Source organism: Nitrospira sp. MA-1 (assembly GCA_032139905.1).
GTDB lineage: Bacteria > Nitrospirota > Nitrospiria > Nitrospirales > UBA8639 > Nitrospira_E.
Genome location: JAQJDB010000001.1, coordinates 141,204 through 167,591, shown reverse-complemented (window position 1 = coordinate 167,591; position 26,388 = coordinate 141,204). Strand labels below are relative to the sequence as shown.

At 49.9% G+C, this 26,388-nt stretch carries 24 protein-coding genes; 13 read left to right on the top strand and 11 right to left on the bottom strand.

Features of this window, described 5'->3' with window-relative positions:
• Positions 1-5 precede the first annotated feature (5 nt).
• Genes PJI16_00760 through PJI16_00750 form a run of 3 tightly spaced genes read left to right on the top strand, consistent with a single transcriptional unit; the run spans position 6 to position 3,534 of the window.
• On the top strand, positions 6-1,697 hold the full coding sequence (locus tag PJI16_00760; protein MDT3776091.1) for a SulP family inorganic anion transporter: 1,692 nt from the start codon (positions 6-8) through the stop codon (positions 1,695-1,697).
• Between the two features lie 44 nt (positions 1,698-1,741).
• Positions 1,742-3,088, top strand: coding sequence for an ArsB/NhaD family transporter (locus tag PJI16_00755; GenBank protein MDT3776090.1), 1,347 nt, complete (start codon positions 1,742-1,744; stop codon positions 3,086-3,088).
• A complete protein-coding gene (locus PJI16_00750) occupies positions 3,085-3,534 on the top strand; it encodes a CBS domain-containing protein (protein MDT3776089.1) in 450 nt (149 codons plus the stop codon). Before PJI16_00755 ends, PJI16_00750 begins: the two co-directional genes overlap by 4 nt.
• A 54-nt stretch (positions 3,535-3,588) precedes the next feature.
• On the opposite strand, the gene PJI16_00745 is transcribed toward PJI16_00750, so the two are convergent.
• The gene (locus PJI16_00745) at positions 3,589-4,050 is read right to left on the bottom strand and encodes a hypothetical protein (GenBank protein MDT3776088.1); all 462 of its coding nucleotides are present in this window, start codon (positions 4,048-4,050) and stop codon (positions 3,589-3,591) included.
• Positions 4,051-4,381: 331 nt separating this feature from the next.
• Here PJI16_00745 and PJI16_00740 point away from each other — a divergent pair, with 331 nt between their 5' ends.
• From PJI16_00740 to PJI16_00730, 3 genes are all read left to right on the top strand, one after another.
• Entirely contained in the window at positions 4,382-5,245 is an 864-nt protein-coding gene (locus tag PJI16_00740) for a universal stress protein (GenBank protein MDT3776087.1), read from the top strand.
• 375 nt (positions 5,246-5,620) lie between these two features.
• Complete coding sequence (locus tag PJI16_00735) at positions 5,621-6,445, top strand: hypothetical protein (protein MDT3776086.1); 825 nt, start codon at positions 5,621-5,623, stop codon at positions 6,443-6,445.
• Positions 6,446-6,689: 244 nt separating this feature from the next.
• The gene (locus tag PJI16_00730) at positions 6,690-7,253 is read left to right on the top strand and encodes a hypothetical protein (protein ID MDT3776085.1); all 564 of its coding nucleotides are present in this window, start codon (positions 6,690-6,692) and stop codon (positions 7,251-7,253) included.
• Between the two features lie 351 nt (positions 7,254-7,604).
• Here PJI16_00730 and PJI16_00725 read toward each other — a convergent pair whose 3' ends face one another.
• The 7 genes from PJI16_00725 to PJI16_00695 form a co-directional block, all read right to left on the bottom strand.
• Positions 7,605-8,063: a DUF5008 domain-containing protein gene (locus tag PJI16_00725; GenBank protein ID MDT3776084.1), complete on the bottom strand. Its 459-nt coding sequence runs from the start codon at positions 8,061-8,063 to the stop codon at positions 7,605-7,607.
• 396 nt (positions 8,064-8,459) lie between these two features.
• Positions 8,460-8,777 (bottom strand): tetratricopeptide repeat protein, encoded by a 318-nt coding sequence (locus PJI16_00720; GenBank protein ID MDT3776083.1) that lies wholly within the window; start codon positions 8,775-8,777, stop codon positions 8,460-8,462.
• Positions 8,778-9,386: 609 nt separating this feature from the next.
• Positions 9,387-10,286 (bottom strand): response regulator, encoded by a 900-nt coding sequence (locus PJI16_00715; GenBank protein ID MDT3776082.1) that lies wholly within the window; start codon positions 10,284-10,286, stop codon positions 9,387-9,389.
• 43 nt (positions 10,287-10,329) lie between these two features.
• Positions 10,330-10,695, bottom strand: coding sequence for a response regulator (locus PJI16_00710; GenBank protein ID MDT3776081.1), 366 nt, complete (start codon positions 10,693-10,695; stop codon positions 10,330-10,332).
• An 89-nt stretch (positions 10,696-10,784) separates the two neighbouring features.
• Positions 10,785-11,234: a cupredoxin domain-containing protein gene (locus tag PJI16_00705; GenBank protein MDT3776080.1), complete on the bottom strand. Its 450-nt coding sequence runs from the start codon at positions 11,232-11,234 to the stop codon at positions 10,785-10,787.
• A 435-nt stretch (positions 11,235-11,669) separates the two neighbouring features.
• Positions 11,670-12,383 (bottom strand): response regulator transcription factor, encoded by a 714-nt coding sequence (locus PJI16_00700; GenBank protein MDT3776079.1) that lies wholly within the window; start codon positions 12,381-12,383, stop codon positions 11,670-11,672.
• A gap of 11 nt (positions 12,384-12,394) precedes the next feature.
• Positions 12,395-14,368, bottom strand: a complete 1,974-nt coding sequence (locus tag PJI16_00695; GenBank protein ID MDT3776078.1) for an ATP-binding protein — start codon at positions 14,366-14,368, stop codon at positions 12,395-12,397.
• Positions 14,369-14,731: 363 nt separating this feature from the next.
• Here PJI16_00695 and PJI16_00690 point away from each other — a divergent pair, with 363 nt between their 5' ends.
• Positions 14,732-15,856, top strand: coding sequence for an aromatic ring-hydroxylating dioxygenase subunit alpha (locus PJI16_00690; protein ID MDT3776077.1), 1,125 nt, complete (start codon positions 14,732-14,734; stop codon positions 15,854-15,856).
• A gap of 87 nt (positions 15,857-15,943) precedes the next feature.
• Here the strand turns inward: PJI16_00690 and PJI16_00685 are convergent, their stop codons facing one another.
• Entirely contained in the window at positions 15,944-16,975 is a 1,032-nt protein-coding gene (locus PJI16_00685; GenBank protein ID MDT3776076.1) for a response regulator, read from the bottom strand.
• 805 nt (positions 16,976-17,780) lie between these two features.
• Between PJI16_00685 and PJI16_00680 the strand changes: the two genes are divergently transcribed.
• From PJI16_00680 to PJI16_00670, 3 genes are all read left to right on the top strand, one after another.
• Positions 17,781-19,298: a CUAEP/CCAEP-tail radical SAM protein gene (locus tag PJI16_00680; GenBank protein ID MDT3776075.1), complete on the top strand. Its 1,518-nt coding sequence runs from the start codon at positions 17,781-17,783 to the stop codon at positions 19,296-19,298.
• A gap of 301 nt (positions 19,299-19,599) precedes the next feature.
• The gene (locus tag PJI16_00675; protein MDT3776074.1) at positions 19,600-20,298 is read left to right on the top strand and encodes a DUF169 domain-containing protein; all 699 of its coding nucleotides are present in this window, start codon (positions 19,600-19,602) and stop codon (positions 20,296-20,298) included.
• A 143-nt stretch (positions 20,299-20,441) separates the two neighbouring features.
• A complete protein-coding gene (locus PJI16_00670; GenBank protein ID MDT3776073.1) occupies positions 20,442-21,731 on the top strand; it encodes an ATP-grasp domain-containing protein in 1,290 nt (429 codons plus the stop codon).
• A 34-nt stretch (positions 21,732-21,765) separates the two neighbouring features.
• Here the strand turns inward: PJI16_00670 and PJI16_00665 are convergent, their stop codons facing one another.
• On the bottom strand, positions 21,766-22,200 hold the full coding sequence (locus tag PJI16_00665) for a hypothetical protein (GenBank protein ID MDT3776072.1): 435 nt from the start codon (positions 22,198-22,200) through the stop codon (positions 21,766-21,768).
• A 251-nt stretch (positions 22,201-22,451) separates the two neighbouring features.
• A complete protein-coding gene (locus PJI16_00660; GenBank protein MDT3776071.1) occupies positions 22,452-22,847 on the bottom strand; it encodes a response regulator in 396 nt (131 codons plus the stop codon).
• 556 nt (positions 22,848-23,403) lie between these two features.
• Between PJI16_00660 and PJI16_00655 the strand changes: the two genes are divergently transcribed.
• The 3 genes from PJI16_00655 to PJI16_00645 all read left to right on the top strand — a co-directional run bounded on the left by PJI16_00655 (position 23,404) and on the right by PJI16_00645 (position 26,384).
• Positions 23,404-23,766 carry a hypothetical protein gene (locus tag PJI16_00655; GenBank protein ID MDT3776070.1) on the top strand — a complete coding sequence of 121 codons (363 nt, stop codon included), beginning with the start codon at positions 23,404-23,406 and terminating at the stop codon, positions 23,764-23,766.
• A 184-nt stretch (positions 23,767-23,950) separates the two neighbouring features.
• The gene (locus PJI16_00650; GenBank protein ID MDT3776069.1) at positions 23,951-24,892 is read left to right on the top strand and encodes a glutathione S-transferase family protein; all 942 of its coding nucleotides are present in this window, start codon (positions 23,951-23,953) and stop codon (positions 24,890-24,892) included.
• 652 nt (positions 24,893-25,544) lie between these two features.
• Positions 25,545-26,384, top strand: a complete 840-nt coding sequence (locus PJI16_00645) for an aldo/keto reductase (protein MDT3776068.1) — start codon at positions 25,545-25,547, stop codon at positions 26,382-26,384.
• Positions 26,385-26,388 lie beyond the last annotated feature (4 nt).

Sequence of the window (26,388 nt, the reverse complement as noted above, 5' to 3'; positions counted from 1 at the left end):
GCCCTATGGGGCTTGTTCACGGGTTACATTTCAATAACCTCCGTGGTGATATTTACGGAGGAATGGTAGCCGCTGTCGTAGCTCTACCGTTGGCACTCGCTTTTGGCGTCGCCTCGGGATTAGGAGCCATTGCCGGTATATACGGGGCCATATTCGTCGGATTTTTTGCTGCGATCTTCGGAGGCACCCCCGCTCAAGTTTCCGGTCCCACGGGCCCTATGACCGTGGTGATGGCAGGAATTGTCACACTCTTCATGGGCAATCCTGGTTTGGCCTTGATGGCGGTGATTCTTGGCGGAGGCTTTCAAATCCTGTTGGGACTTTCCAAGGTGGGGCAGTATATCGCGCTGGTCCCGTATCCGGTCGTTTCCGGGTTCATGAGCGGCATCGGCTGCATTATTCTCATTTTGCAATTGGGGCCCATGGTAGGCCATGCGGCAAACCCTGATGGTGTCGTCGCGACGCTCAAGGCTATCCCGGGATTTTTTGGAAACCCGGTGTGGGATGCTGCCATGACAAGCGCCCTCGTCTTGGCCATTGTATATTTCACTCCCACTCGGATGGCAAAACTAGTGCCTCCTTCGTTATTGGCCCTCCTCGTGGTTTCCCCGCTCGCTTATGTTTTCCTTCCTGATGCCCCTATCATCGGAGAAGTCCCCCAGGGATTTCCCACTCCCCTCCTGCCAACACTCACATGGGACACCTTGCAAATCATATTGGAATCAGCCATCACCCTGGCATTATTGGGAGCGATCGACAGTCTGCTAACCAGCCTGGTTTGCGATAACATGACCCGGACTCAACATGACCCGGATCGCGAGCTTATTGGCCAGGGCATTGGAAATATGGTCGCAGGGGTATTTGGAGGAATCCCAGGAGCAGGCGCCACCATGCGGTCGGTGGCCAATATCCGATCCGGAGGCCGGACACCGATTTCCGGCGCGCTTCACGCGGTTATTTTGTTGGCGATTCTATTGGGACTTGGCCCGTTGGCAGAGAAAATTCCCTTAGCGGTTCTCGGCGGCATCCTTTTCAAAGTTGGCATCGATATTATTGACTGGCGCTTCCTGCGACATATCCTGAAAGCCCCCCGCATCGATGTGGTCATCATGACCGTGGTGTTGCTGACCACCGTGCTCGTGGATCTCATCACGGCCGTGGCTGTGGGAATGGTCTTTGCCAGCCTGTTCTTTGTCAAACGCATGGCGGATTTGGAACTGGCGAATCTCCACATCGTGACCAATCCCACTCCCAGCACCCCTCTTTTACCGGAAGAAGCCAGGATCCTGGAACAAGCCAATGGGAAAATTCTCTTGATTCATGTCGATGGCCCCATGAGCTTTGGATCGGCCAAAACCATGGTCCGCCGCTTGGAAACCTTCAAGGGGTTTAATACCTTCACCAGTGTGGTGTTGGATTTGTCCAAGGTCCCTGCCATTGACGGCACAGCAGCCTTGGCCGTGGAAGATATGTTGAATATCGTCAAAGCGCACCACCAACATCTCTTTTTCGTGGGCATGCAGCCTCACGTGACCAAGGCGTTGGATGGCTTGGGGGTCTTGGTGCAAATACGGCCTGGCCACCGCTTTGCCAGCCGGTTGGAGGCCTTGCAAAAAGCGTCCTTGGCGGAAGGAACCCTCTCAAAGGACACATCAGGACCCTCGACACCAAACCAGCATCTTCCTGCGACTCCCTGAACAGGCCTGATTTTCTGATAACAAAAAGGTGAGACATCAGGAGCGTGGACGAAATCTCCAATCATACAATCTTTGGATTATCCCCACTTTGGCTGGCTACAGCCATACTAATCCTGACCTATGCCGTCATAATCTCTGAGCGGTTTAACCGGGCCATCGTGGCGCTTCTTGGAGCCGCTGTCGTCATTGGGACAGGAGTCCTTACGCAGGATCAAGCGATTCAAGGCATCGATTTCAATACCATCGGCCTCTTAACCGGCATGATGATCCTGGTTGGAATTACCAAAGAATGCGGCATCTTTCAATTTCTTGCGATCAAAGCCGCGAAGGCCGCCAAAGGTAGTCCGTGGGGCATCCTGGTTATGCTCTCAATGGTCACCGCAGTGCTCTCAGCATTTTTAGATAATGTCACGACGGTGCTGTTGGTCGCTCCAGTGACTTTGCTCATTGCTGACGAGCTGAAAATCAATCCGTATCCTCTGCTCTTCGCAGAAATTAATGCCTCAAATACAGGTGGCACCGCTACGCTGATTGGTGATCCCCCCAATATTATGATCGGCTCCGCTACCAATTTGACATTTAATGATTTTGTGATTCACCTGGCTCCCGTCGCCATTGTGGCCTTTAGTGCCACACTCATCCCTCTTTGGTTTATGTTTGGAAAAACCATGTTCGCATCACCAGAAGCCCGGGCCCGCATTATGGCCTTTAACGAATATGAAGCCATTCGTGATGTTAGCCTCATGAAACGATGTCTCCTGGTCTTTAGCCTGGTCATTCTCGGATTTACCTCAGCCCATTCGATAGGCATGGAACCCGCCACCATTGCACTGGGTGGCGCCGCCCTGCTCCTGTTACTCGTCACATTTTCCTTAGACAACGAACAGGCAGGGCATAAAGTCCATGCATTATTCGGGCAAGTGGAATGGATTACCATTTTCTTTTTCTGTGGCCTATTCATTATCGTCACCGGCGTGGAACATACCGGCCTATTACAATCCGTGGCAGATTGGACGTTGAGTATGACCGCTGGAAATTTCACCGTGACGGCATTGGCCATTCTTTGGGTTTCGGCAATACTTTCCGCTATTGTGGATAATATTCCCTTTGTCGCCACGATGATCCCCATGGTCAAAAGCATGCTCCCGGTCTTTCAGCAAGCTGGGATTCCGCTTGAACAGGCCGAGACCCTCTGGTGGGCATTAGCGTTGGGCGCTTGTTTAGGAGGCAATGGGACGCTGATAGGGGCCTCGGCGAATTTGATTGTAGCGGGGATTGCGGAACGAAATGGCGTACCATTTCGATTTTTACCCTTCTTGAAAATCGCTTTTCCACTCATGATCCTACAAGTGCTGATCAGTACCCTCTACATTTGGATGAGGTATTTATGAACGCCAGGGACATCATGATCCGCCAGCCACATACCATCCCTCCACAATTGACGATCGGGGAAGCCCTTCGCCAAATGGCGGATCTGCGCCTCCAGGACTTTCCGGTCGTGGATGAGAAAAAGATGTTACTGGGAACATTGAATTTCTGGCAGATTCTTGAATTGGCCATGCCTCCCTACATTTCCCAAGGGGATCTTCCCGATGTTCGTTTTGCTCCGAACCTTGTACGATTCCATGAACGCCTCGGAGAACTTAAACCAAACCCCGTCACTCAGGTGATGAACCCCCATCCTCCATGTGCCCGGCCGGATGATTCCGTACTGGCCTGCGCGGCTTTGATCATGAAAACTCCGAAAACGGTCTATTTACTGCCCGTGGTGGAAGGAGATCGTCAACTGGTAGGAATTATTTCTGCCTGGGATCTCATAAAAGAAATCGCAGGGTAGAAAACAAGGCGGGACATACCTGCATCATTTGATTTGGTTCTAACTCCTTCCGTTTCACGGACTCGAATTAAACGTTTCCGTATACACCTCCACTTGATCGATCACCCACCTGCCCTCAGGATTCTTCAGCAGGACGTACAACTCATCCTGCGGCTGATCCCCCATCACCGTGACAATGTGAGCATGAACGATTACATGGGCTTCATCTCCGACCATCTTTTCGTGGGCTATGTTGGTGCGCACATATTTTAACTGTAAGTTCCGAAGGTAGGGGCCTCGGGTGGCAATCCATTCTTCTTTTGACGCACCTTCCCGGAATGCGGTTGTAGTCAGCTCCGCAGCCAGTTCAATGTTCCCCGGGAATACTTCAACCCACTGCTCCACCACCTGGCGGGGTGTGGAGGAAGCAGGCTCCTGGGAAACCGCGTTCCCCCCACCCGCCACACAGATGGCAATCGCTAAGCAGATCACTGTATACCATACCCCCCCCCATCGCCCTTTTCCTTTTGCCTTCATGTTAAAAGCCCATTCATTTGACTTAGATCTGATACCTCAATAGATCCTTGCTCTTTCAATATACTATACGAGTAAGGTCCAGGGGAAAACATAAAGGTTCCATGGTCATTACCACGCCTTCCACAGATCTCATTGTTGGAATCGAGAGTGCCACGAAATTTGGTAAATAAAAGCATGGGGTCTTCTCGACATGGTACCGTTCACAGATGCGCCTGGAGTCACCCAGAGAAAAAGGCTCATCCCCAAGAACACACACGCCCCATACACAGACTGTGTGAGAAGACAGGACCATGCAAGATCAGCATAAAAATTACAAGAGGAGAATTAACACATGCGAGTACTCCTAGCCACTGATGGATCGGAACAATCCTTTCACGCCGCAAAGGCAGTCATGAGTTTGGCCTCAGTTAGCACACTGACTATTTTGCACGTCATTGATCTCCCCCGATTAACCTTTTCAATGCTCGGGCCTGAAATTGCCTATGACCTCTCAAAAGTCGCAGAAGAGGCACTCCGCAAAGACGGCGAACAGGCTTTAACACATACCAACGCTCTCCTCTCAGACAAGGTGAAACATGTGGAAATCCGATTGGAAGAAGGTTCGCCGGCCGAGCATATTTTGTCGGTGTCCCAAGAGGAACATCCTGATCTTATTCTCATGGGCGCCCGGGGAAGAGGACAGGTCGAGGAACTTTTTCTGGGAAGTGTCTCGCAACGGGTTCTGACCCATGCAGCATGTCCAGTCCTGATCATCAACGGGCCATTAACGGAAATCAAGAAAATTCTGATTGCCATCCAAAGCCCCGATGATGTTCAGAAGGTTGGACAGTTTTTAACGAAACACCCCTTTCAACCACAGACAGAGATTACCCTCTTGTCGGTAGTACCTATTCCTCGTTCCCTCTTTCGAGGCGGCGTCTCTGCACCGGAGGAGAAAATTGAACAGGCCCTGAAGAGCACGGAAGATTTCCTCGACCAAGCTGTCAGTCAACTCAAGAACTCTTACGATTCAGTTAAGGGATATGTAGGGTTAGGAGCCCCGGCGAATACGATATTGGAACAGGCATCAATCACGGAACCGGATCTCCTGGCGATGGGAATGCACCATCCTTCGACCATTACACGGTTTGTGTTGGGCACCGTGTCACATACCGTACTCCACCAGGCCACGCGATCCGTTCTCGTCATTCGATAACAAGATATGCTGCCATCGGACTAAGAGTTCTTTGGTTTCGACTCCTGGATGGTAGGTGGAATAGACATACACGAAATCGAGAAATCCCGGTTGCTTTTCAATAAACAACTTGACATCCTTTCAATACAATCCCGCACTCCTGTCATAAGTTTTGGCTAAACCACACTGCTGAACTTCTCAGATTCAATGGTCTTGCTTCCATAAGTCAGGTCCCATGGTCCCTTCGTCCTACAAAAGAAAAATTACCATTGTGCGAGACGCCAAACGATCCATGCTGACAATTCTCGCATGACCATTTAAGACCACTCTCCCCCCTACCGAAAAACATAAAAGAGCGATCAAGACATCAGTTCATCTTCAACAGGTACCTCAGAAGTGAAAACTACTGCACAAGCCAACGGTTGGATTAATAGCCAACGCTCGAACGGCATATCCCTGGCCGACCGCCTACGATCGGGCTATCACCGATTCTGGTATGAAGCCTCACAAGCCATGCGATGGTCATGGGGACCATTCCGCGAAAGCTCCAAGGGGCCACTGACCAATCTTACCCAGACCCAACAACAAAGAACTGATGAACTGGCGAGGTCATATCGTTCGCGCTTCGAGAATTCCTTTCCTCCTGAAACTGCTCTTCTGAATTATTCATATCTGGACATATTGGATCGTGCCAAACATGCTCTTGGGTGGCGGGTTCCCACCAACCAACGGGTCTGTGATCTCGGAAGTGCCAATTTCGCATATGCTGCGGCTCTACACACCTTCTTTCACCCGAACCGCCTCGCAGGCGTGGAGGTAGATGGCCATCGTCTGTATTGTAACGGGCGAAGCCGCATCGATTACGCCCGCGGGCATATTCAAGATTTGCCGCAGACCGAGTATGTGATCGCCGACTATCGCCGGTTCACCAGCCAAGCCGAAATCATTACAGCCTGGTATCCGTTCGTCACTCCGAAGCCCTTACTGGCCTGGCGATTACCGCTCAGCCTATTCCATCCAGCCGCTGTATTCGCCCAAGTGGCCAATAATCTCGTGATTGGCGGTACCTTCATTATGGTCAATCACAGTGCCGCCGAAGCAGAGGTCGCGCGAGGCATTGCGGAAGACGTCGGTCTCGTTTGTGACGGCCACTACCTTCACAAAGCTCATCTTCGCCCGCGCATAGCAGACCCGGTGCTAACCATCTGGCATCATGGGTAATTGGAATTAGCTGGCTAGTAATTGCTTGACACAGGGAACTCCCTTGGGACTCGATCTCACGATTCTCAATCTCTTGTTGCCCTTACGAGACAAAATCTCCAAAGTCTCTGCTAAGACTCCCCCCCTGATGGAAACTATCAAAACGTCCTTCACTCATTTATAATGCCGCGAAATTTGCTGGCTGCCCAATGCCGGATCTCAGAAAGGCATTTCGATTCTCACGTTCCCCACTTGGAGAAAATCCTTGCAGAACGGGAAGGAAGGAAACCGCAGCCTCCGCAATCAACAACCGTTAGCTTGGGGTATTTCCCCTCTCTTAATTGTCGGGACATTCTATGTAGACCTTCACACACCATTAGGAGTTGCTTGTGCCATCCCCTATATCTTAGCCGTTTTGATCGCGTCGTTCCTGCATCCTGCATGGCCCATGCCCATGATAGCCCTTGTCAGTTCTATCCTAACCATTGTCGGGATTTTCTACTCACCCGAACCTCTGGTTGTCCCATTTTGGAAGGTTTTAACGAATCGGGGATTAGCTCTTTTTGCGATATGGATCATTGCAATACTGTTGTATCATCGCAATGCGCTCATCGCCCGAAAAGAGGAAGCTCTCGCGCGAATTCAATTGCTGGAAAACCTTTTACCGATGTGCGCGGAATGCAAAAAAATTCGTGATCAGAGGTACACCTGGCATCAACTGGAAACGTACCTTACCGCTCACTCCAATTTGACCTTTACACATGGCATATGCCCGGAATGTGAGAGCCAAGCCTTGGCGAATTTTAAACGCGAGCAATTTGTGCAATAAATATTCTTATCTTTTTAAGAATAGAATATGGGGACGGGACAAAAGGAACTTCCCGCGCGGCGTTCCGGGGAAAACCCTTCGGTCTCCCCTGCAAGATCCATTACGGATTCGCTCAAGTGGGAGGAACAAGCACGTGCTGAACCGGTATAGGTTAGCGGTTAAATAGGCTCACAGGCCAGTCGAAACCGATTGGATCCAGTCAACCCTATTGCAGATGAGCGAAGATGCGGATAGACACAAACTTTTTATTGGAAGCGAGAAATGAGAACAGTCCTTAAATACCTCAAGACTGAAAAAACCCGGAATGGGTTGAAATGTAAAAGAGTTATTTCCATCGATTACGGAATACAGTTAATCTTTGGAGCGAACCAGAACCCCCTTTCGTGCCGTTCCACCACCCGTCTCGATATTTAGAAATGTAACTCCCGATCGTAACCCTTCCGGCACGACCACTTGTATGTGTTCATCATCCACTAACGTAAATGCCTTCGCCGGTTCTGCCCCGAAAGTCACACCGAAAAGGCATTCTTTTTTCTTCCCGAAACTCTTGCCTTCCACCACAACGGTATCACCGGGTTTCATTTCGTCCGGTTTCACATGATCCATTTGAGGACGGACGCTGGAATCACAGATGGGATCTTTTTTGACCTTTTCCTCATCAAACCCCTTAATCGATTCCGGAATCACAAAATCAACTGGCGCTTCCACTGCTTGAGCCGATGCTCCCTGCCCCCAGAAACTCACCGACCCGATCAGGCCAATGGCAAAAATAAAAAGTGGTCCAAATATGCAGGAAATCCTAACCAACATGAGCAACCTCCCAAGTTAAATTGTTAGGAAGATCGTTTTTCTATACTCTTCAGTCAAGGCAACATGGATCGATTGATGGGTCTTATTTCTCTTATTAGATTCCTGGGGCGAACCCATCGTCAATCACATGAAAATCCGTGTCTTTTCGGGAGACCCCTGGAATCTGATGACTCAGCTACACCCGGGCGCTCGGAGTCTCTCCGGGGTGGCCGAGAGACCCTCCATCACCGGGACAAGACCATTGAGTAGACTTAGATCTATGTCAGGGAAAAACATGGCCATGAACATCAGCATCCGATTTCACCCTCGGCGAAGAAATTAACCCAACCCATTGCACAACACATTATGCGAAAAATGATGACAGCCAATCCCGAGAGTACTGATAAGGGACGACACTTATCCCAATGTCTGAATCAGGGCACGCATCTCTGGGACGAGATCCCCTCCCCCGCTTGAACGGCCTGACAAAGCCGCATCGATACCCGCCGTCAGCACAGTCTTGGCTTCGTCATTCCGCTTCAGGCCAGCTAATGCACGACCTAAGGCCAAATGGGAGGCGACGTGGATAGGATCCAATTTGACAGCAACACTCAGGTGCTCCACAGCCTCTGCAAGATGCTCGCCTTCCTTGAGGAGCTTGTCTCCAAGTCCATATCGTCCTAGAAAACCATCTGGTTTTTTGGCCACCATCTGCCGAAATGTATCAATGTCCATGCGTTGACACCCTCCACAAAATTTTGATTAAGCCGAGAATCTTACCATCCCCCTTTAGGTATCAACCAGACTCGGGACCACATTCGATGCACATCAACACCTGCTTTCAAAAAGACCAGAATAAAAGAAGCAGGCACAGGAATCTCATCCCAGGATCCCTAATACAATAACTTGATATGAAAAAAATATTAAACGCCCATTCCACTCGCACTGAATTGTCAAAAACTTTCTCAGGTTCCACACCCCTTGACCTGTCCCTTAACTCATAGGCTGAACCATTAGAGAGATGCAGCTTTCTTCCAGGATAAAGGAATCTGCGTTAAGAATATTAGGACAATATGCACCGGGTAGGGGTCATGAAAGGGCATTGTCAGGATACCTGCCAGAACTGTTTTTGTATCTGCATTTCTATTCGGCAAAGACGATACCACTATGGACGGATGAGTGTAATGGACTGCACATAGAAAAACGAGTAATCACGGCACCACGAAATCCGATATGACAGGGGAACATGGAGAACAAATCCCTCTAAAAAAATTTCCGTCCAGACAGCTTATTTAGCTGGTTAATTTCAGCAAACACCACTTCCGCATTTTCCTACATCCCGCTTCACAGATTCTGTCCATTTCCTTGATACCCGTTAGATTTCTTTAAGACTTTTCCTATGAGAGAACCCAATTCACTAAGGTCATGTGGTTTTTTAAGCACCGCCTCGAATCCGGAGTCCAACGCTTGTCTTCGAATCTCCTGATTGAGACTCCCTGTTACCAAGACAAATGGCGGACAGCACCCATTCCCCACATATTCAAGATTTCTCCGTAACTGGATCCCGTTCATCACCGGCATTTGGAAATCCGTCAGGACGAGGTCATAGTGACTCATTTGAATATGGGTAAATGCCCAAGCCACTTCCGAAACCCGACTGCATAAATACCCTTCAAGCTCCAAATATGATTGATAAAGTTCCAAAAGTTGGTGGTCATCATCAATAAGCAAGATTCGCTTTGTGTGACCTCCAGCTACAGTGGTGAGGGACTTCTCTTTCTGATCTTCCGGAGTCACCCTCTCCCGAGAGTAGCTTTCAAGCATAATAGCTCTCATCAGGTGAAGGAAATTTTCCCAAGCGTCATATGTTCTTCCATCTATGCCATCCCCCCCGAATTCCGTCAGCACATGCATCAGGGCATAAACAACAGGAGGGTAATGTTTGTTTTTAATTCCATACCTTTGATGGCGTTCCCCTAACTGAACGAGCGTAGAACGTAATTCCTGAGGGTTTTCTATGCCCAAAACGAGAGTGTGCAATCCCCTTAGAAATGCCGCATGTTGTTGCGATAACTGACTCTGAGGGAAAAAGGTCTGAAATTCGGGAAATTTATCAAACAACACGTTATAAAATCGAGAAACCATCTGCTCGGCATGCGCGGCTAACATCCCAAAACTTTCTTGGATCCGTGATATATCAGCAGTGGGAAGTCCCGGAGCAATGTTTAACTTACCTTTCTTCATCGTTTCCTTTCCGAGGATAAGATTCCTTCTTGGCTTTACAGGACTAGTAAAAGAGTCGCATGCATTTATCCGTTAATTCCTCAGGAGCTATCGGTTTGATGAGAAAGTCCATCGCTCCCTTAATAATAGCGAACTGCAGTTCCGATCGGTGTGTGGTGCTCGACATCACGATCACCGGCGGAAAAACTGAAAACTGTGCTAACTGTTCCAGCATAAGAATACCTCCCATGACGGGCATATATAAATCGAGCAAGACGCCATCTACGGAGTGATGGCGAAGAGTCTCAACCCCTTCCTTCCCATTAGCCGCAGTGAGAACCTCAAAACCCATGGCATTCAAGCGATCCCTAAGAAATAAACGGACGTCCGCATCATCGTCGACAATAAGAACGCATTTTTGGCTTTTCATCGGTAATGAGCAGCTTGAGAAATCATTCATTGGCGTCCCGCGGCCCGAATAAACGGGTGAGTATGGAATGATTGACCACCACCAATCCCTTACTGAGTTTTCTTGGCGTGAGTGGCCGTCCGATAATCGTCAGTCGCACCTTGATTAATAACCGTGTGATCAGGAATGACGATAATTTCCCCCTTCATAATGGGATGGAGTACGCAATAATAGGAATACCGACCGGGCGGGAGTGAATGAATGGTGAATTCCTGCCCGGGTTGAATGGCACCTGTATCGAATGCGCAGGACCCAGTTCTTCGACACCCATCGTGCGTCAAACTGTGAGGAGAGGAAGTAGGATTCACGACGTGAATCGAAGCTCCATCAGGGACAATGGCCAAAGCTGGGCTATAATACGGCGCCCAATAATCCATTGAGACCTTCACCTCTGGAGGCTGCGTGGAAGCCCAAACGGGATTCAAGGTCGAAAACAATAGAAGAGGGCATCCAACCATAATTAGTGTCGTAGCGAAGGTGGTTCCGTTCAAAATTTTCATCTGTTCACCTCGCGATTTCTCAAGCTCCTCGAAAGCCTTCATTTAAATGGTAATTTCCAAAACCATAAAGAATCTATTTGATTTGCATTCCGTTCCAATAAAGATTTCATAAAGATTTCATGGCCTCTCTTTCTGACACCTGGAGAGACCATCCGGTCGTTGGGAGGATTAGGATTCCTTCTAATGACGCTTGACGAAAATTGCAAAAACCATGACCGGAGAGAGTCAAACTGCCATGATCCCCATCAGCACGAGCAATTCAAGGTCTGCAAACCCGCTCCCTTGAAGGGAACTGGTACAAAGGAAAGTCAAAAAAGACGACGTGGAAAAAGGTGGAGAATTACAAGAGGAACGAAAAGAAGGGATGGCTGTTAAAGGAGATGGAATAGCAAGGGACCATGTCGGATAAGGAACACCGCACATGAAAACGGAAAGTCAGACGGGTTTCTGATCTTCCACAAATTCGGTGGCAAATCGATAGCCGACTCCGGGATCCGTGAGAATATACTGAGGACGGGCCGTGTTTTTTTCCAATTTTTTTCTTAAGTTTCCAATGAAGACACGTAAATATTGAGCCTGTTCACTATATCCAGCCCCCCAAATCGCCCGGAGAATGGTTCCATGCGTCAAAACTTTTCCGGAATTCTGAATGAGGAACTTCAACAGATCATATTCCGTCGGGGTTAACTTGACGGGCGCGTTTCGAATGCAGACATTACGACTTTCAAAGTTGATCTGTAAATTCCCAAATGTGAACACAGGATCGTTACCAGAAATTGAGGAAGAACGTCGCAGGACTGACCGGATTCTCGCCGTCAGCTCTTCCATACTAAACGGTTTGGTCACATAGTCATCGGCACCTACTTCAAGAGCTTCAATTTTTTTCGCTTCTTCCCCAATCGCGGAAAGAATAATGATCGGGATTTGATAGGTTTCACACAAATGCCGGGTTAATTCGATTCCATCCATTCCGGGAAGCAGCAAATCAACCAGAGCCAGGTCCGGAAGGCGGTGGCTCATAATTTGGAGGGCCTCTTCTCCGGTTTCAGCCGTCAAGACCTCATATCCCTTTGCCTCAAGATTGATCTGCAAGGAACGACGTATTTGCCGCTCATCGTCAACAGCCAAAATTCGGGATCCAGGAGCCATAGGTAGGGCGCTTACTCCTCTTCTCGGTCAAAAATGGTCATCGTGGGTGCCTCAGGAGTCGGCACCGTAAAGCAAATCGTCACGACTCGATTCTGAGATTCGGCCCAAATGCGACCACCATGTGCTTCGATCATACCTTTACAGATCGCCAATCCCAAACCTGTACCACGAATGAGTCGTGTCCGCGGACCCTTTAGTCGGTAAAATCGATCGAAAATACTGACTAATTCTTCCTGAGGGATTCCTTCTCCTTCGCTGGAGACCCGTACCTCCACCTGGTTCGGCATCATTCGCCCAACAATGCTGACCAAGGATCCTGCAGGAGAATATTTAGTGGCATTATCTAACAGGTTGATCAGGACTTGCTGAATTTCTATCCCATCCACAAAAATAGGAGAGATTTTTTCCCCAAGGTTCACTTCAAGAGATCGGCTTTCCAATGACATTTCCACTCGCCTGATTGCACCTTCGACCAAATCTTCCAATAAATGCCATTCACGATGGGGAACCAGCGTTCCCGCTTCAACCTTTGACATGTCCAGAAGATTTTCAACCAATCCATTTAAAAAATCGATTTCCTGATTGATGCCCTGGAGAAATTCCTGCTGCATCTTGGACGCGTCCTGCCTGGAAAGCTCAATCAATCCAGCAATGGAAGCCTTGATGGCAGTAAGGGGAGTTCGTAGCTCGTGCGAAACCAAGGACAGCAGAGCTGTTTTCAGGGCATCGCTTTGACGAAAGGCTTCAACTTTGGCGGCTTCACTTTTCCTTAAATTTTCTTCTACCTCTTGTCGTTCAAACCCATTCACAAATATTTCTCCTGCCATTTGGAGGAGCCTGATGTCCTCTTCCGACCAGGTTTTTTCATGCCTCACTGAATCAAGCCCAAGAAACCCGAACAATTTCCCCCGTAAAACCATGGGCACAATCACCAGGGATTGAATTTGCTGCCTTTCAAACACCTCTTTTTCGGCACTCGCCTCAAGCGGAAGATTTGCCACACTTGATATTTGAAAAAACGGGCCGGAGGTCAGACGGTCAGCAAACCAGGGTAAATCATGCATTTGAAGCCCCTGAAGTCTTGTGATTTGAGGCTCGATACCCGTCTGGCACCATTCATGGGTATTGTTCATCGTCTTTCCGTCGTCCACAATGACAAACACATAACTTCGATCCACACCTCCGAAAGTGCCAATGGCTTCCAGGGCTCGATTAATCCCCGCATCCAAATCTTGTGTTTCAAGACTGATAAATTGAGTTGAAAGATTCGTCACGAGGTTTTCAATTTCGATTCGATAACGCAGAGCCGTTTCTATCCTGGAGCGTTCCTGAATTTCATGTTCAAGCTCCTGATTAGCCAGTTTGACCTGTCTCGTCATGAGAATTCCAAATGGGATCACCAAGATACCGATAAGAGATTCCCAAACGATCATGGTTGAGATCTTTTCTTGGGAATTTCTGCTGTATAACTTTACGGCCTTGTTGGCTGCCTCAATCAACCGGACATTGACAGCCAGAAGCCCGTCTAATTCAAAAGAATATCGGGGATGATCGGATTGCGTTTTCAAAAAGGTATCGGCCCGATGCATGAATTCCGCCAAGAGTGTTTGTTGCTCCCCTAATGCCTGTAATATTTCCTGGGATGGGGGGGAAGTGAGGGCCACCTTTTCGCCATTTTTCGGGTTTATTACGGCTTGTCCACCGACAAGTAACGCATCCAGCGTTTGGGTCAACATCTGTTGGGTGAACCGGTAATCAGCAGGAATTCCTTGGGACGTCAATAAAATTTCATTCATGAGTCGTTGAGACAACATCCGCTGTCGTCCAGCCAGATCCACCGTCACACTGTCGAGTCTTTGATTCTGAATTGTGGTGATCGTATAGAGCAGGATGCCGAACAAGGCTAAAATAAAGACCGTGGTGAGAACCATTAATGCTCGTCCGATTGATCCTGTTCCTAACCATGAACGTTCTTGTGGTTTCACGACACTTCATCCTTTGATGGCGACTCCGGCAGTTCAATCCATACCATAAATGAATTTCAACTGAATTTCCTGATTTTCTCATCATATCTTAAACGATTCAATCTTTCCCCAAACACATGGCGGGTGGGAATGGCAATTGCCGGTGACCCGGGAGGCTTTCGAAAAAGATTCGCTCCGACTCGATATTTTTGATCACACGATTTATACTCTGCCCCAGTAAGGAATTATTCGAGTCCCTATCCCCTTTTTCCTCAGCTCGCTTAATGCCTGACCCAAACCTCATACACTTCCAGTTATTTCTCTATATCGCTAAAGACCCCCAGGCGTTTCCTATCACGGTTGTCTTCATTTTTGGAGAATTTCATGATTGAACAATCGCAAACACCCATAGACAGACAGAAGGAAAACGGCGCTCCCATTATCCTGGAATGTTCTGCGTCCCGGTCTGGGCAATCGCCTCTCACATCCGATTTAAGGAAAACCGGTCTTCACCCGGACAATTGGTATCCCCTCGCCCGCTCCAGAGACCTGAAAAAGGGAAAAATGCTTGGAGTGTCCTTTGCCGGTTATCCGATTGTGCTGGTGAGAACCGTAACCGGAATGGTCTATGCACTCGAAGACCGATGCGCCCATCGACAAGTACCGCTCCATTGCGGAGTGGTGCATGGAGAACATGTCCAGTGTGGATATCATTCCTGGACTTTTGATCAGACGGGGCGATGCGTGGGTGTACCATATTTAGAAAAAAACCAAGCACGACCGTCAGGAGTCAGAAGTTATCCCTGTCGGGAAGCCTATGGCCTGGTGTTTGTATTTCCGGGCTCGGTGGGCAGAGTGGAGGAAGTTGAATTCCCAAAGGTGTCTTTAGCAGCCGATCCGCAATATAAAACGCGATACCTTGACCGTCAGGTGGGCTGCCATTACTCATTCATGCATGAGAACCTTATGGATATGAACCATCAGTTTTTGCACCGTCGACTGATGGGCGGGATTCGAACGGTCTTCCTGGAACTACGAGAGGGGCCGCATGCGGTGGAAGTCGACTACACCTTCTCTCGAATAAAAGGCAAACAACCACTTGGAGAAAAACTCATTCTGGGGAGTACCAAGCCATCAGCAGATGGCCCAAAACATGATCTGATGACCATCTGTACAAACTACCCCTACCAAACGCTCAAGTTTTGGACAGCCGGGAGTACTTACCCGGCATTAAATCTCTGGAATGTGTATGTTCCCATTGATCCTGCGCAACGAATCAATCACACCTATGGGTTGATGATGATCAGGAAACCTTCAATTCCAGGCCTCATCCACCTCTTGTGGCCGTTTATTGTGTGGTTTACCGATGGAATTTTTGCACAAGATCGTTGGATTGTTGAGGAAGAACAGAAAGCCTTTGATCGCCAGGGCGCTGACTGGAACCAGGAGGTTTTCCCTGTGATTCAGAGCTTAAGAAGCTTGTTGGGTCGCGAAGGCATTGCCTTATGAGGAGCTCTCTCATTCCTGCTGAAAATGGTTTCTACCACGGCAGCCGGATTGCATCTTTAATTGGTGCCTTAGGTATCCAGACCTGGATCAGGCCACATGGGAAGGAGAGGATGCCTGGGACTCATTCTTTTGAAGGATCTTCCGACAGGCTTCCTTGAGAGATTTCAGATGAAACGGTTTCACAAAAAACCCTTGAGCGCCTTCATGTAACAATTGCCGGAGAGCTCGTTCGTCCGTTGCCCCAGACATCATTAACACTGGCACCTGATGGCCCAACCATCGTAATTCATCCAGCATGGTTCTCCCATCCATAATGGGCATATCCATATCTAATAAAATTCCATCCACCGTTTGGCGGCTCACAACGGCCAGCCCCTCCCATCCATTTCTCGCAACAAGCACCTCATATCCCCATTCCTGAAGCGCATGGGTTAATAGTCCGGTCACTGTTGGATCATCATCAACCACCAACAAGCATGGCCGGATTTCCCGAATCTCCCTCTTATCGGAGGACAGATTCCCGGATGTGGTGTTGACTGCCCGAAGAGTTTTGACACAAGTAGGGCAATAGGTATGCGCGAGATCGATCTCAGAAAATTTGAGTTGGTCTATAGATAAAAACCAAGCCAAATTCCGTCCCTCTTTGGTGCTAACCATCGCGGCAGAGGAATCCTGCTCCCGTTCACACCACGCACACCTAGGAACTGATCGGGAAGAAGCCGAGGGTGACGAAAGACAATGCTGCAACACCCTTGCCCGGGAGATGACTCCGACAAGATTATGGTTGCGCACGACAGGCATTCTCTGAACGTGTTGGTGCGTCATCACATCCAGGACCTTATCAAGAGATTCATCCTCATGCACATATATAGGTGGGGTCATCGTGTCTTCGACTTTAAGATCATCAAGTGAATACAACCGTGAAACCGCCTCGAACAGACGGGCATCTGACACGATCCCAAGAATTTTTTGTTCGGAATCAACGACCGGCCATCCGCAATATTGACCGGAGAGGAATTGCAGCGCCAAATCGTTTTCGAATTTCCCACGGCATAGTGGTAAGGCTTCGGAATCCATTAAGTCTTTTGCCAATAGGGGGGACGAAGGCTGGTGGTTCATAAGATGGCCTCTCTTTCAAACCGGTTTCAACCAGGAAACCATGGGTGAAGGGGGTGGGAAGAACCGATACAAATGATCGGACTAACTAAAAAGAACTATATGAAAAAACGACAAACCTAATTTAATTAAAAGCAAAATGCAGACCAATTAACTGGGATGAGACTTAGCGGAAAAACCCCTTAGATTTCATAAGATAAATGAGAGACGTTATCCCTACCCACTGTCCTCCATGAAGGTTGGAACTATGAAATACTCACGAACGTTAGGGAAAATCATACAATCTGAAGATTGGAACTATCCGATGGACTAAAAAAACTCCTGCAAACATCAACCCAGAACAAGAATTTGCTGAATAATTGATTTATAGCCGGTGGGAACCAAGTAGAAAGTTATAAAACCAATTCATAACTCCATCCTGTTTATAGCTAGCAACTCCGATAGTGAGAATCTCCAGAACAAACGATCACCCACTACTTGCGTTGTTGGTATCTGAGGGAACGCCACCAAACCCTTCAGGTTGGCAGTTAGAGAATCCTTTATGCTGAGTCCACCTCCATTCCAAAAACGAAAACCGCGGCTCCCAATAAAGGACGGAGCCCCTTTGTTGCTCTGGACTGGCAGAGAAAGTCTCCACACCTTTTTGTTCGATCACAACACTCAACAAGTTTGGCCTCAGGACATGACCGAGCCAAGGCACGGTTTTGGCCATTAGATTTTATCCCCAGTGCCCACAGAGACCTCATTTGCGCCAACTCTCAGGCGTGTGCTACGAGTGACATCTCACCACGGAAGGCAGCAATGGAACATGGAACCCGTTACCGAACCTACAAAAGAACGATTGTTGCTCAGGCCCCCGGGCGCGATCATGTTTGTCTCATGTTATGAATTGGGTCACCAACCTCTTGGCATCGCCCAGCCGATGGGATTTCTGGAGCAAGTCGGATATTCGCCGGTTGGCCTGGACATCGCCGTTGAAACCATTGATGAACCGGCTCTCAGGCTCGCCAAATTTGTCGGTATTTCCGTACCCATGCACACCGCCCTCAGGCTTGGGGTGCGCGTAGCCGAGCTGATTCGCGAAAAAAATCCAGACTGCCACATCTGTTTCTATGGCCTGTACGCCTCGATTAATGCGGAATATTTACTCCAGGAATTGGCCGATACTGTGGTGGGCGGAGAGTATGAGATCCCGTTACGATCACTCATTGAGGCACTCGATCGAGGTCAGACGATCAACCATCTCGAGGGAGTGAGCTCTCCGAATCGGGTCGTTGCTCCCTATTTGAAGCGACCCTACTCAACCACTTCAACGACGTCCCAACCAATCCCAAGTCGGACAGGACTCCCGATGTTGGACCAATATGCCCAGCTCGAAGAGAACGGGACAGAACGATTAGTCGGATACGTCGAGACCAGTCGTGGTTGCCTCCACCTCTGTCTTCATTGCCCCATCGTGCCGGTCTATGAAGGGCGATTCTTCCTTGTCCCGGAGGCCGTCGTCCTCGAGGACATTCGGCATCAAGTACATGCAGGCGCCACGCATATCACTTTCGGCGATCCTGATTTTTTAAACGGACCGGGGCATTCCCTCAGCATTGTTCGTAGGATGCATGAGGAGTTTCCGCAACTGACCTTTGATTTCACCGCGAAGATCGAACACCTCTTGAAGCACCGTGCTCTGATGCCGGATTTTGAAGCACAGGGGTGCCTGTTCATCATCTCCGCTGTGGAGTCGTTCAGTGACCATGTTTTGGAACAATTGCATAAGGGGCATACAGGAGCTGATATCATCACAGCGCTCGCCATTCTGCGCGAAGCCGGCATCACGCTTCGCCCGTCGCTCGTGGCTTTCACGCCCTGGACCAGCCTGGACGATTACCTCCATATGTTGGACATGGTGGAAGACCACGATCTTATCGACGCGACCGACCCGGTGCAGTTGAGCATTCGTCTCTTGGTGCCTCCCGGCTCGGCTCTTCTCGCCAAGTCTGACATTCAGAGGTTTCTCGGTCCACTGGATCAGGCCAGCTTTCAGTATCCATGGACGCATTCGGATGACCGGATGGATCAACTACATCAGGCGGTAAGTGCAATCGTGGAAGCGAGTGCCAAGGAAGAGGAAGATGCGATGGTCACCTTTGATCGTATTCGAGCGAATGCTGATAAGATAGCCGGGTGGCCCGTTGAGACCTCAACTCGGACACGGGTGAGCAGGCCTGATCGTCCGAAGCCGCCCCGGTTAACGGAATCATGGTTCTGCTGCGCTGAGCCGACGACCCAGCAATTCAGACCGTTACTGACAAAGGGGCATGAGGAAATCTAGCAGCCTGTGAGAAAACGATGTGGGCTCCCTGAAACCTCGGTAGTCCGCGAATGTGGCACAATAGAAAAATGCTCCCGCAGGATACTCAAAATTGCCGTCAAGTCCTGTCCTGAGGCCCTCGAAAGGAAAGCCGCAGCAAATGAAGGCCCGAGGCAGACCCTCTACGTTGAGGGTCTGAACGAAGCGACCTGCCTGCGCGAAGCTGTTCCAGCGGAGGCAGGGATCGACGCTGGCGGATTTTTCAGCATCCTGCAACAATGGCTGGGTAGAGTCACATATAGAGTTGAGAAGGGGATGAGACGTGGAAGCTGAACTCAAAACACAAGGCACGAAGATTCAGGAACTTTTAGGATTGAAGGTCCCGGCAGTGGCCATCGCATTTCGGGACACGGCACCTGCGGGCATTCCACGGGTCACCACTCCTGCACCCGCAGGATGCGGCTATTGGAAGCTCGCGACTGAGGGCCGGACCTTCTATACGGAAGGATCCGATCACTTTGGTTGTCCGGTCGGAGCCCATACCCACGGTGTGGAGCTTCCACCCCAGGTCGCGACGGAGCTGAACGGTCTGATCCAGACGATGGTAGACATGCAGTACCTGACGATGAAAGAAATTCCGATGATCCCGCATCGAGAGGAGACCTTTCACGTGGCCGTTTATGCGCCACTCACCCAGGCCACGTTCACTCCGGACGTGGTGCTGGTTCGAGGGACCGTCAAGCAGCTGATGCTTCTGGCAGAAGCGACACAGGCAGCGGGTGTACCCGGCGGAAGTGCGACCATGGGAAGGCCGACCTGCGCCGTGCTGCCGGAATCACTGCAATCGGGACATGCGGCAACCAGTTTTGGCTGTATTGGAAACCGCGTCTATACCGGACTCGGGGATGACGAGGGCTATTACGCCATTCCCGGTGCCAGGGTGCCCGACGTCGTGAGTAAGTTGGCAGTCATCACCGAGGCCAATCGTCAGTTGGAAGCATTTCATCGATCACGCTTGTAAAGAGTTCCTCCAACCACCTACCAACAGGAAGTGGCAAAACCTTAGAACCGCCTAATCGTAACGTCTCTCCTGGTATGTTGAGGATCTGAACGATACAAGCAGGAAGCTCCTGGAACTTTTCAGCGTCCTGTGAAGGAAACACGATGCCAAGACTCCTCCTGCTCTTGCCGACCACCACCTATCGGGCAGAGGCGTTTCTCGAAGCAGCCCGGCGGGTGCAGGTATCTGTAACCATTGGGACAGAGCAGGCTCCGGAAAGCCTTCTGGTCGCGTCGGAGAACGTGTTGCTACTCGATGTTCGCCATCCACAGGCAGCCGCCAGGACCGTGATTGAATTCGTCCAACATCACCCGATCGATGCAGTGATTGGAGTCGACGACGTCACCGCTGTCACCGCTGCTGCCATCGCGGAAGCAGTCGGATTACCCCATAACTCTGTCGCGTCCGTCACCGCCGCCAGAAACAAACGGCAGATGCGGGAATTATTGTCCCGACAGGGCATTCCTGTTCCTTCCCATAAGGTATTCCCCCTCGACGGTGATTCAGGAGCTTTCGCAAAGGAAGTGGTCTATCCCTGCGTCGTAAAACCTCTCATTCTTTCGGCCAGTTGTGGGGTAATTCGTGCCAATGACGAACAGGAGTTTGAGAATGCATTCCGTCGGGTGGGCACCCTCCTGACCAATTTGAATCTGGCAGCAGTGGACGAGCAGGCCCGTTGGATCCTCGTGGAAGATTTTGTGCCGGGAATCGAAGTGGCGTTGGAAGGTTTGCTCACAAAGGGAGTCTTCCAGCCCCTGGCGATGTTCGATAAGCCTGATCCGCTCGATGGACCCTATTTTGAAGAGACACTCTATATCACACCTTCCCGTCTCTCCTCCGATCGACAACAACAAGTTGTGGACTGCGCAGATCGAACGGCAAAGGCACTCGGACTATGGGAAGGGCCGGTGCATGGGGAGTTCCGCTTGAATGAAAACGGGTTATGGGTCATTGAGATGGCGGCACGAGCCATTGGCGGGCGATGTTCCAGAACGCTGGACTTTTCGGCAGGGATATCGCTCGAAGGTCTGATCCTTCGTCATGCACTCCGGATGCCGATTCCACCTCTTCTCCGGCAACAGCAGGCGGCAGGCGTGATGATGCTTCCAATTCCGTATAGCGGGATGCTGCATGAAGTGAGAGGGCAGGCTGAAGCCAGGGCGGTACCAGGAATTATCGAACTGACGATAACGGCAGAGCCAGGAGAATTACTCATTCCCCTTCCGGAAGGCACACGCTACTTGGGCTTCCTTTTAGCACGTGGCAAGACACCGGAGGATGTGGAGCGTTCGCTTCGTGAGGCCCACCAACGGTTGACAGTCGTCATAGGCGCCTCACCACCGACAACCGACAGATCACCATCATCACCTCACTCAAAAGCCATGAGATTTTGAATACATTAACCAGGGTTCGACTACCTGGCGCTCTCTAGGTTGGCTTTTTCTTCACCTCTGCGATCATGCTCCGCGACCATTCATCCAGGCTCTTCCCTTGTGCCGGCACGTCAGGGAGCCCGGTCATATCGTGCACCCATGCGCCCTTCACGGTCTCACTCTCGTCGGCCATGGACTTCTTGATGGCCTCAACCTCCTTGTCGAACCGTTCGGGGGCTTGCTCAAGAATACGCCTGATTTTCCACTTCGTGGTCGGCTTACCTTCTGCATCCAAGTCACAGGCATAGTGGACGATATCCACCTTTCCGGTCTCAAGGATCCTGGACAACATCCGATAGGTCACGCCCGTACTCGACTGAATAAGCGCGGCCTTATAGAGACGCTGACATTTGTCCGGATCCACATCTAACGCCGTGAGATCCTCCATGACCTTTGCGGCAACCGCTGGCGACGTATCAACCTCTCCCATAGTCGTATTCCTTCCTGCAAGGGTTTAAGCCTGATGGCAAAACACCAGTTCTGAACCTAACAGACAATTCTGAAATAGAGCAAGACGAAGGCCAATTGGTGACTGCAGATAGGCTGCCTGCGATGCGAAAATCGAATTAAAGGAATAAACCGGATCTACTTGGCAAGGTACGAACGGGGAAGGATAAACTCAAATATGGTGGGCACCGGGCAAGGAAGATTTAAAAGAAAAAGCCTCCCAACCAACCTATGTCATTTCTTGTTAGAACCAGCGGGGAAATAAGAAGCGGCATATTCCTCAACTGCATACTTTGAAAATACCTGTCTACACGTTTGCTGGAGAGATGGGAGATGAGGTGGCTTTAAAATGAAGCCCTGGGCGCCTTCCATCAACAATTGAGATTGGATTCGTTCGTCCGACTCACCTAACATCATTAGCACTGGCATCCGATACCCCAACCAGCGTAATTCACTAAGCATGGTCCTCCCATCCATAATGGGCATGTTCATATCTACAAGCATTCCATCCACCGGACGCCGACCCGCCAGAACCAAAGCTTCCCATCCATTCCTTGCCGTAACGATATCGTATCCCCATTCACCCAGCGCCTCTTTCAACATTTCCGTTGCCGCAGAATCATTCCCCACAATCATTAAACATTGACAATTTTCTTTTGTATTCCATTGAGATTTAGACTTCCTCGAAGATGCGATTTCCGATTTAATCCGAGGGGCTGCCAGTGTGGGACAAAAGGAAAATTGCTCCATGAGTAGCCTCGCTTTCCAAAGAGTTTCGAAATTAAACCCGGCACTTGTTAACGTACTGATAAGGGTAAATTTCAGAAAGTGGTACTCTATAAAACCCTGGGTTTTTCAAAATCATGTTCAATGCCATCTCTTTCTTCTAAAAGACCTCAAGGGCAGCCTTGTAGATCTAGTCAATTTGAGGGGCCAAAATATCCTGGTGTGCCTAAGAAAAATATATGTCTTACATTTTAGTGTCTCTTAACCGTGCACTCTCATCATAGTCTGTTTCAGCTCCAAATGAAGGATCTCTGGACTACAAAAACTGTCTGCCGAGTTTAGACTAGACTGAATAGGATTGGAATTTAGCGTGCTATTCTTAAAATTTGGTGGCGTCAGTCTGCTCTTGTTCCCCGGATTCGCTGAATCAAGTTGAAGCGCGACGATTGTCGAAAGGGATGTGATTGCTGACTGGTCCGGCAAAGGCAACATGTTTGGAATGGAAAACTACCGGAAATTTTTCCATGAAGAGGTAAACGACATTCTTGAAGAGCGGGCTCCTTTGCGAACATCGCAAGGGCTCTTCAATCAGGCACAGATCTGTTGCCAGGTGTCGAGGAAAATTGATCCGAAGACCAAAGCATGGGATTTCTTTGGAACAAACACGATGAGGATCTACGACACACACGAAGTCATACATTCCCGATTGGCCTGCATGAGCCTTGTGGAGGGATGGGGAGGAGAATTCACATGGATCTGGGAAACCGGCAGATCCACCGGGATGTCCAGCACCCCCAAATTTCAGCCCAGTATGGAAAATTAGGACACCAAATCAAGAGTCATCCCAAGGTGAAACCACCAGGAGGTGAATGACATTCCCACCCATGATAGAGTGGGCAAATATTTTTAGACACCCAAATGTTATTGCTTCGGATGGAGCTTTCAAGAAAAGAACACCACGGTCGATTAAATCTTTCAATAATCAGGTTTAAACCAGTGAGGATGCAATGCGCAGACAACCGCAATTTCCTGACGAACAATCAAGTGAAGGAGCTTTTACACGACAAGGTGATGCATTCCGGGAATGGGTGACTGATGATGGTAGTTCAGAATTTCCTGCGGCGCGTGGGCGGTATCATCTGTATGTCTCTTGGGCATGTCCGTGGGCGCATCGCACGATTATTGTGCGAAAGCTGAAACGGTTGGAAGACGCGATTGGCATGACGGTTGTCGATCCGATTCGGGATGACCGGGGCTGGGCATTCCGTGACGGGCCGGGACATTCGACTGACCCCGTCAACGGGTTTCAGTTTCTGAGTGAGGCTTATCGTGCGAATGATCCGGACTATCGGGGACGCGTGACGGTGCCCGCATTGTGGGATCGTGAAACCAAACGTCTCGTGAGTAATTCCGATGACGACATCATGCGGATGTTGAATACGGCGTTCAATCAGTTTACCGCCAGCAAATTAGACCTGTATCCGGTTGATCTCCGGCAAGAGATCGACCAACTGAATGGCGATATTTATGAACAGGTCAATGACGGGGTCTATCGCGCTGGATTTGCGACGTCTCAACCGGCCTACGAACATGCAGTCCGGCGTCTATTTGAGATGCTGGATGCATTGGAATTGCGTTTAGCCATGCAACGATATCTTTTTGGGAAGGTCCCGGTGGAAACAGACTGGCGGTTATTCGTGACACTCATCCGGTTCGACGCGGTGTACCACGGACATTTCAAATGTAATATCCGTCGCATCATTGATTACCCGAATTTATTTGGCTACCTCAAAGATCTCTATCAATACGACGACGTGGCGGAGACCGTCAATATGGATCACATCAAACGCCATTACTACGTCACCCACGATGACATTAATCCCACGGGTATTGTTCCCCTCGGCCCCGACCAGGATCTTCGCTCCCCCCATGGCCGGGAACATCTGTAGAATGCCGGCCGGCAACCGTGGTAAGTGATTGTGCGTCTCCCGGAATATGTGGTGCCCAGGCAGGCCAATACCCCCATACCAACGGAGGCAAATTCCACGGCCCCTTTCATTTCTCCCCAAATGCTGCCTGAAAACCTGAAAAAAACAAGCGAAGTAGCTAGAATAGTGCCCAAAATTTTAAGTGGCACTTATGGCCACTGAACAAGGTGAATCCAAAGCGAATACGTGATTAAATCGGATCATAAAAAATATATGGTGGCTCGCTCGTTCAAGCGTATCTCTGAAAGGTTCGTTTCCCACGATCCGACGCCTGCCGTCTGGCTCAAGGGCGGGACGCTCTCATCCGCTGGCGGGCCTTGTATGAGCGGAGCGAGTTGGTCCGCCCTCCTCAGGTTGGCGTCCGGGCCTTCCCATGAGGGCAGACGGGGCGTCACTGGTTTTGGGGCCTTTTGCCGAAACAAAAGGGCCTCGCCTGCCGGGGCGAAACCCGGCAACACTGAAAAGCAGATTGACACGAGAGTTGGGGACACATGTGCGAGGTTTTCCCCACCAGCGATTGTTTATGAGGAAACCCCAAGATGGATTTCCGATACAGGTCGTCAAGCTGTAAGGCAAGAACCATAAATTCTGAATTCAATCTGGAGGAATCTTTATGACTTTAACAGCCTATAATAATGTCCCACTTCCCTCATTGATGTATGGCACGGCGTGGAAAGAAGGCGCCACAACCCATCTGGTGCAATTGGCGGTGGGGTCGGGGTTTACAGCCATCGACACGGCCAACCAGCTCATTCATTACCGGGAAGACCTGGTGGGTGAAGCTCTGCTGGCACTCGATAAGCTGGGAGTTAAGCGGGAAACCCTGTTTTTGCAAACGAAATTTACCCCGGTGAACGGACAGGACCATCGCACTCCCTATGATGCCTCGGCCGATCTCACCACTCAGGTGCAGCAATCATTTGCCAGTTCGCTCACCCACCTCCATACCGACTATGTGAACTCATATGTCTTGCATGGTCCGTACTCACGATTTGGGTTGGGAGATTCTGACCGTGAGGTATGGGCGGCCATGGAGGACCTCTATCAAACAGGGAAGACCAAAATGATTGGTATCAGCAATGTCACGGCCGGGCAACTCACCCAACTGTGTGAAGAGGCAAGGATCAAACCCATGGTCGTGCAGAACCGGTGTTATGCCTCCCATGGTTGGGATAGAGAAGTGAGGGGGATTTGCCAAACCCATGGCATCATTTACCAGGGCTTTTCGCTCCTGACGGCCAACAGAGGGGTGATGGCCGACCCCGATATTCGGACCATCGCTAAACGATTGGGGACGAATCCCGCGCAAGTGATTTTTTGCTTTGCCCTGCAAATCGGGATGCTCCCATTGACGGGAACGACCAGCCAACAACATATGGAAGAGGATCTTCAGGCCGAATCGTTCTCATTATTGCCTGAAGAGATCGAACTGATTGACACGATCGGCGAATAAACAA